This window comes from Loigolactobacillus backii (genome assembly GCF_003946275.1).
Lineage (GTDB): Bacteria > Bacillota > Bacilli > Lactobacillales > Lactobacillaceae > Loigolactobacillus > Loigolactobacillus backii.
Genome location: NZ_RHNQ01000091.1, coordinates 1 through 6,279, shown reverse-complemented (window position 1 = coordinate 6,279; position 6,279 = coordinate 1). Strand labels below are relative to the sequence as shown.

The 6,279-nt window shown below is 39.1% G+C and carries 7 protein-coding genes; 6 read left to right on the top strand and 1 reads right to left on the bottom strand.

What is annotated here, in order from left to right; translation table 11 throughout:
• The first annotated feature begins 203 nt into the window (after window positions 1–203).
• Window positions 204–707 (top strand): DUF536 domain-containing protein, encoded by a 504-nt coding sequence (locus EKM61_RS11065; RefSeq protein ID WP_068377488.1) that lies wholly within the window; start codon window positions 204–206, stop codon window positions 705–707.
• Between the two features lie 1,143 nt (window positions 708–1,850).
• On the opposite strand, the gene EKM61_RS11060 is transcribed toward EKM61_RS11065, so the two are convergent.
• A complete protein-coding gene (locus tag EKM61_RS11060; RefSeq protein ID WP_046870699.1) occupies window positions 1,851–2,465 on the bottom strand; it encodes a helix-turn-helix domain-containing protein in 615 nt (204 codons plus the stop codon).
• Between the two features lie 146 nt (window positions 2,466–2,611).
• On the opposite strand from EKM61_RS11060, the gene EKM61_RS11055 reads away from it, so the two are divergent.
• The 5 genes from EKM61_RS11055 to EKM61_RS11035 form a co-directional block, all read left to right on the top strand.
• Window positions 2,612–2,824 carry a helix-turn-helix domain-containing protein gene (locus tag EKM61_RS11055; protein ID WP_068377491.1) on the top strand — a complete coding sequence of 71 codons (213 nt, stop codon included), beginning with the start codon at window positions 2,612–2,614 and terminating at the stop codon, window positions 2,822–2,824.
• A 119-nt stretch (window positions 2,825–2,943) separates the two neighbouring features.
• Entirely contained in the window at window positions 2,944–3,198 is a 255-nt protein-coding gene (locus EKM61_RS11050; RefSeq protein ID WP_068377494.1) for a hypothetical protein, read from the top strand.
• Window positions 3,195–4,028 (top strand): bifunctional DNA primase/polymerase, encoded by an 834-nt coding sequence (locus tag EKM61_RS11045; RefSeq protein ID WP_068226438.1) that lies wholly within the window; start codon window positions 3,195–3,197, stop codon window positions 4,026–4,028. The genes EKM61_RS11050 and EKM61_RS11045 overlap by 4 nt, the downstream gene beginning before the upstream one ends.
• The gene (locus EKM61_RS11040) at window positions 3,988–5,595 is read left to right on the top strand and encodes a DNA primase family protein (protein ID WP_082920266.1); all 1,608 of its coding nucleotides are present in this window, start codon (window positions 3,988–3,990) and stop codon (window positions 5,593–5,595) included. Before EKM61_RS11045 ends, EKM61_RS11040 begins: the two co-directional genes overlap by 41 nt.
• A gap of 313 nt (window positions 5,596–5,908) precedes the next feature.
• Window positions 5,909–6,279 (top strand): hypothetical protein (locus EKM61_RS11035; RefSeq protein ID WP_125636219.1); only part of this gene is annotated, 371 nt, incomplete at its 3' end.

Here is a 6,279-nt window from a genome sequence, read left to right as displayed (position 1 = left end):
GTTTGTGGTAAACACCATTTTAAAGGAAGCTGATCTTTTTTGTCCGAACAGCGTTCGGATTAATTTTACAATCTACCTTAAAACTAAAACTCTCCACGATAGAATTATATCATATGTTGAGAGACGTGTTCTAAGCCCTCGTTCAGTGTTGAAATGGTATAATCTATCATAGTGAACATTCAAAAACGTTAGGAGAACGATTCATGAACAACAATGAACGATTGTATAAAATATCTGAAATAGCTGATATTGCAAAGGTTAACAAAACTAAAGTGTGGCGGTACATTCGTGATAATAACATTTCAGAACGTTCAATGAAAGGAAACGCGAAACTATATTCCGAACACACTAAAGACGTTATTATAAAGGCGTTTTCAAGTGAATCCGTTCACCTTGCAACTGAAACGAAAGCAGATACGTCACGAATATTGCTTGAACAAATAGACATTTTGAAGGGCGAACTTGAACGAAAGAACGATCAATTAGATAAAATGCAGTCATTACTTGACCAGCAACAACAGCTCAATTTGTCTACTAACCGTCAAAATGAGAAGTTACTTGATACCACTACGAACAACACCCCCTCACAGGACGATAACCCCTCGCAAAGCGACGATACAGACGTTTTAAAGCCTACCGAGGGTAATTCCAAGGGGGTAGAGAATAAGACGCCTAAAAAGGGCTTATTCGGCTGGCTAAGACGTTAAAAATACCCCTTTGTCATATTATCGGCAAAGGGGTATAATATTGTTTGAAACTAAATTAAATAGACAAAAAAATTCCCTCGGTGCCTAAACCGGGGGAACACATAACCCTTATCAAAGTTTATGTGTTCATTTTACCTACTATTGTAAGATTTTTCAAGTAGGTAGAGTTGAATTTTTCTGGATCACGGGGGAGCCAAGCCCCGTTACTAGAGTGGCAACATTCTAGCCAAGCCAACTAATCTTACCTTTCGAGGACTGACAGCCGGTTAGCGGAGCTAATGAAACAAGTCGACAGGTCAAGTGAGAGCCGCCGCTATAAACTCCCACTAGGAATTAACCTATACTTGTATTTAGGTTGGTTCCGAACGGTGGCCCCACGTACGGGGCGGGCGGTAAAGCAGTACGAAAGTACAGGGCGATTACGCAAGGCCAGTGATCCAAACAACTAAAAATAAATGATTGCTGGCACCTATAAAGGGTGCTTTTTTTATAGGCTAAATTAGTTAGGCTAATCTACAAGCGCAATAGTAACAATACAAGTGTTTTTACGTGACGGTGATTCGTGACGAACAACAAAAAGTTTTCTTCTTCGCAAAACAAGGGGAAAACTATATCCCGCTCAGGTTCAAGCGTTCTGAACAGCAAAGGGCAAGTGCACTAAACTGGTTTGACCTTGAGGGTTAAGAGCACGTGGTTGCGTGCAGGTTGGTTAAACTAGGGTGTTATTAATGTACTAATTGTCACGTAGACCACAAGACGTTAAGAACTAACTACTAACGATAGACACACTATCAATATTATATAGTCTCGGCCAAGGCGGTTTCTAAGCCGACACATTTCGGACAATTATACATAGAACGTCATTATCACAAAGTAACTTACATACGTAGAATAATACAATTTCACAAGTGTAAAATACTGGTATATTAACATTTACAAATTTACTCTATTTTCACAAAGTATCGTTATCGCATGATATTGGTAAATACATAGCCTTATATCGTTGATATAACAACGTTTTACACACTTCACAAACTTTAGCTTTTACTAATATGTGTTATGTTAACTAAGTTAAATTATTACGCATATACGCATAGAATAATAGGCCAGTAGATTACTTAATTGTAGTCTGCTGGCCTATTTTTATTTACCATTGTTTCTTAGTTCTCGAATTGTTTTTATTGCACCAAGTAAAACAATATTTTCTACTTTGGTTAGATCTTTTGAATCTAGCATAATTTTATGATTCCCGTCTTCGCAATCTTCTAAGTGGATGTTATTTCTCATTAATTTATATTGATACAGCAATTCGTCAACTGTTTCTAATTCTGAATTATCCCAGTTTTTATAGGCTTCGTTTGCAATTCTTTCCTCGTTTGTTTCATCTAAATTAATGATTCCTGTATATCCTAAAACGAGTTGCAAAAAGTCGGAAAATTTAACGTTAGGCAATGTTCTGGTGATTTTCAAAGCGATACGCGGATCTATCTTTGAATATCCGGCTGTGCTACTTAGTAGCTTAAACATGTCACTTTGATCAGCTTTTGTAGGAACTGTTAAGCCAGTTGCCAGTTTTGATACGGTTTCCATACTTGGCTTTCTTTGCTGGCTGAATTGTTCTAGCTGTGAAATGTATGGTGTTGATACGCCGGAAAGTTCAGATAATTTTCTCAATGATAGACCCTTTTTGCCTTGATAAGGCGTGTGGTTACGGATAAATTTTAAAACTTCTGGGAATTTATAATCAAAGCTGTTCATGATAATTACTCCTTTAGTTCAAGATGAGATAACTATCTCATAAATATCAGACAAAAGCAAACCTTTTTAACAAATGTATGTTAAATGTTTGCAAACTAAATTTCAGTATGCTATTATGTTTATTGTAGATGGGAGGTGATGATATTTTGAAGTGCAAGATTAAAAATTCCGAACTAGCAAAAGAAAGCATTGCTTTACAGGGCTTAACACAAGTTGAATTATCAATGATTATAGGCATTAGTAAGCCGTATTTATCGCAAGTTTTGAACGGGAAAAGAACTTGTAAAAGCTCAACTGCTAAGAAAATATCTGATGCGTTGCACAGCGACATAAAGACACAATTTGATGTTTTTGTCTGATTGAGGTAAGGAAATGGGAGAGCATACAAAAAAAGACCTACTTTGCTTTGGACAGCAGTAGGTCAGATAATCAGGAATGTATGTTTCCCTTATTTTAACACGAATAAGGAGAATGGAAAATGGATATTGAAGATTTACACGGTGAAATCATAAAAACTCTTGGACTTTACGAAGCACTTTCCGACATTGTTGATAGTTTAAGTGATTCATTGGAAGAAAACAAGCAAAACAGCAGTATGGTTCAATACAACTTAAAACGTGAAATTCGACCATTATCTTCATTGACTTGGGCGATCAATGACGAGTTGATTAAAATTGCTGATGCTACTGATGAATTAACTATTAAATGTGCTAGGGCTGGTGATAAACAATGAAAGAGTTCGCAACGCTTGATAAAGCCATTGAGCTGGCCAAGCAAGGCTATGCGGTTTACCCACTGATTGAAAACACGAAGAAGCCACCTAAAGGAGTGGCAGGCTACCAAGCCGCAACTAGTGACCAGAACACCATCTTCACATGGTTTGAAGATCACACAGCTTACAACTTAGGTTTACGGCTAGATTTATCGGATTTATTGGTTGTTGATATTGATATGCACGAGCCAACTAAAAACGGTCGGGCCAGCTTGACACAACTATTTAAGCAAGGACAGACGTTGCCAAGTGACACCTACATTGAAGGAACGGCTAACGGTGGATTACATTACTTTTTGAAATACGCAGGCGCTAAGGTTCGCAAAGTTGACGTTTGGCCCGGTATTGATTTGCTAAGTGACTTCACGGTGATTGCACCAAGCGAGATTAACGGCAAACCGTATGAACCATTGGACGGACGAACATTGGCTGATATTAAGCCGGCTCCTCAATGGTTAGTCGATAAGTTGGCGGGGCAAAAAGTGAACTGGACGTCAGAACACGCCTGTACAACACACCAAAAGAAGTATACCGGTCGATTGCTGGACGAAATGGTAACTGGAACAGTCCAAGGCAATCGCAACGCTTGGTTAACTAAAATGATTGGAAGATTGTTTGTTACCGGCGCCGAGCCAGAAACTATTTACGAATTAGCTTGTTCAATTAATGAGCGATTTATTGATCAGCCACTAGAAACGAAAGAAGTTACCACGATTTACAACTCAATATTGAAACGGGAGATGAAGCAATTTGAACGAAATTCCATCAGAAACTCAAGAATTGCTGGCTAATTACCATGATAAGAAGCGGTTATCCGTAGTTGTATCAAAAGACGGCAACGCCATCGACGAGGGATTAACCCCAATAGATGTAAATTTCATTGAAGCTCCCGATCCTGACACTTTAAAAAACCCGGAAGCACTGAAAGAATTTAATAAACAGCTTAACCAACAAGTGCCATCATGGATTAATGCATATTACAAGGCTGATGGCAAAAACGACCCCAAGCCTGTTTTTAAAGTCTTTGTTAGTGAAATAGTTTTAGGCGATAAGCTGATTAAGCATGATCATCTGATTAGTTTTCCAATGCTAAAAGAGGGTGCTGTTTACCTTGATATTACCGGGACTTGGCGAATGTTTAAAGATAAAGAAGCCGTTAATTACATTGAAAGCCGCCTGACGCATATTCTAAAGCCGTGGGGCGTTTACAACGATGGGAACATTGGTAGGGTGCGGCGCTACACTCAACGTTTCATGTATCAAGCTAACCAGCGAGACAACCCATTTGACCATGCTAACCCTAATTTAGTTGCCTTTAGAAATGGCACGTTCAATATGGCAACCGGAAAACTGGAATCTAAGAACCCTGAAAACTATTTGCTGAACGGCCATGACTATGATTTAGACGTTAGCGGTATGATGACACCCCGAACAGACGCATTACTTCGAGATATGGTTGGCAATGCTGACACGTTCTTAAAAGAATACATCGGCTATGGTTTCTATCACAGTTACCGGCCATTTCAAAAAATGGTGTTTCTTAGTGGTAGTGGTGGCGAGGGTAAGACAACATTTCTCATTGATCTTCTCGCCCGGACACTTTACGGGGCTGGTAATTATGCGGCCGTTGCGCCCAACGAATTAGCTGGCAATGACGCACGTTTTAAGCCAGCACAATTGTATGGCATGGAAGCCAATATTGTTGCCGATATTCCCAAGGGCTATCTTAGCAACACGGCTGTTTTGAAGAAGCTAAGCGGGGGGGATAGTCTAGACGCGGAATTTAAGGGCATGCAAAACTTTACCTTTATCAACTACGCCAAGATGATTTTCAGCGCGAATGCCTTACCATCATTTACCGACTCATCTAATGGCATGACGGACCGGCTGGTTCTAATCAAGTTCATCAACGGCAACACCCGAACAGTCAATAAGGATTTTTGGAAAGAACATGATATGCAACTCGTCAAGGATGAAAGAAGCGCATTCGTGTACCAGTGCATTAAAGCATTCATGGCGGCCATGGAACGCGGTTCACTGACTGAAACGGACGATATGAAGCTTGCTCGTGACGAATGGGTCAACCTGAATGACCACTTCGGCCAGTTCATTGAAGAAGCTTGTGAGATTGATACCAGCAAGGACGAGGGCGATTCTAGTAAGAGTGTAGTTGCTGAATATAAGGCGTTCTGCTTAGAAAACAACTACTCCGATAAGACCACCGCACAGACGATCACCGAAAACCTGAAAGCGTATGGGGTGCAGAGAATTAAAAGCCGTCGAGGGATTGATGATAGTAATAATATTTGGAGATTTAAAGGTCTTAAACTAACGAAAAGCTATATCACACAACTTTAGGAAACGGAAATGTTCCATGAATTTATAAATTGTTCCAACATTGTTCCAATAGTGTTCCGCAAAATTCCTTAGAGCCACAAGGTTTGTTCCATAAGTTCCAACATTTATCACTGTTAAAAATAAAATTAAAAATAATATGAATATATAAAAAAATATATACGCATAGGGTGGTAGTGGTTAAAACTTGGAACTTATGGAACAAGGCACTAGTAACGTTGATATGGAGGGGTTATTGATGTTCCATAAATCGGAAAAACATGGAACAGGTATGAAAAAAAGTTGGAACAGAATTTTTTAAAAGGAGATTACAATAATGAAAATTAAGTATCCACAATTGGTCGAAAAGGCCTTTGATATTTTAAGCAAGTCGGTGCCATTAAATATGTCTAAAGCAAATAGCATTAAAGCTGATATTTACCGAGAATTAGTTGCTGAGGGTGTTTTGGATAGTAATGGGTATCCAACACAATTGGCTTTTGATAAGGGCCTAGTTGATAGTGGCCAACATCAAACATTAGCCGAATATAAGCGAGAGTTTCCACAGTTTAAGGGATTTTCCTCGGATCATTTCAAGTTTACGACTGCCGGTTGGGGAGTAGACAACTATGTTATGCGGTCATTGGCTTACAAGGCGCTAGCTGAAAGTAATAATGAGTATGATCGGCAAAGAGCACTGAATACATT

Bases quoted from the DNA above. Each gene is read 5' to 3' on its own strand.
- EKM61_RS11065 (WP_068377488.1), top strand. From the start codon at position 204: ATGAACAACAATGAACGATTGTATAAAATATCTGAAATAGCTGATATT.
- EKM61_RS11060 (WP_046870699.1), bottom strand. From the start codon at position 2,465: ATGAACAGCTTTGATTATAAATTCCCAGAAGTTTTAAAATTTATCCGT.
- EKM61_RS11050 (WP_068377494.1), top strand. From the start codon at position 2,944: ATGGATATTGAAGATTTACACGGTGAAATCATAAAAACTCTTGGACTT.
- EKM61_RS11045 (WP_068226438.1), top strand. From the start codon at position 3,195: ATGAAAGAGTTCGCAACGCTTGATAAAGCCATTGAGCTGGCCAAGCAA.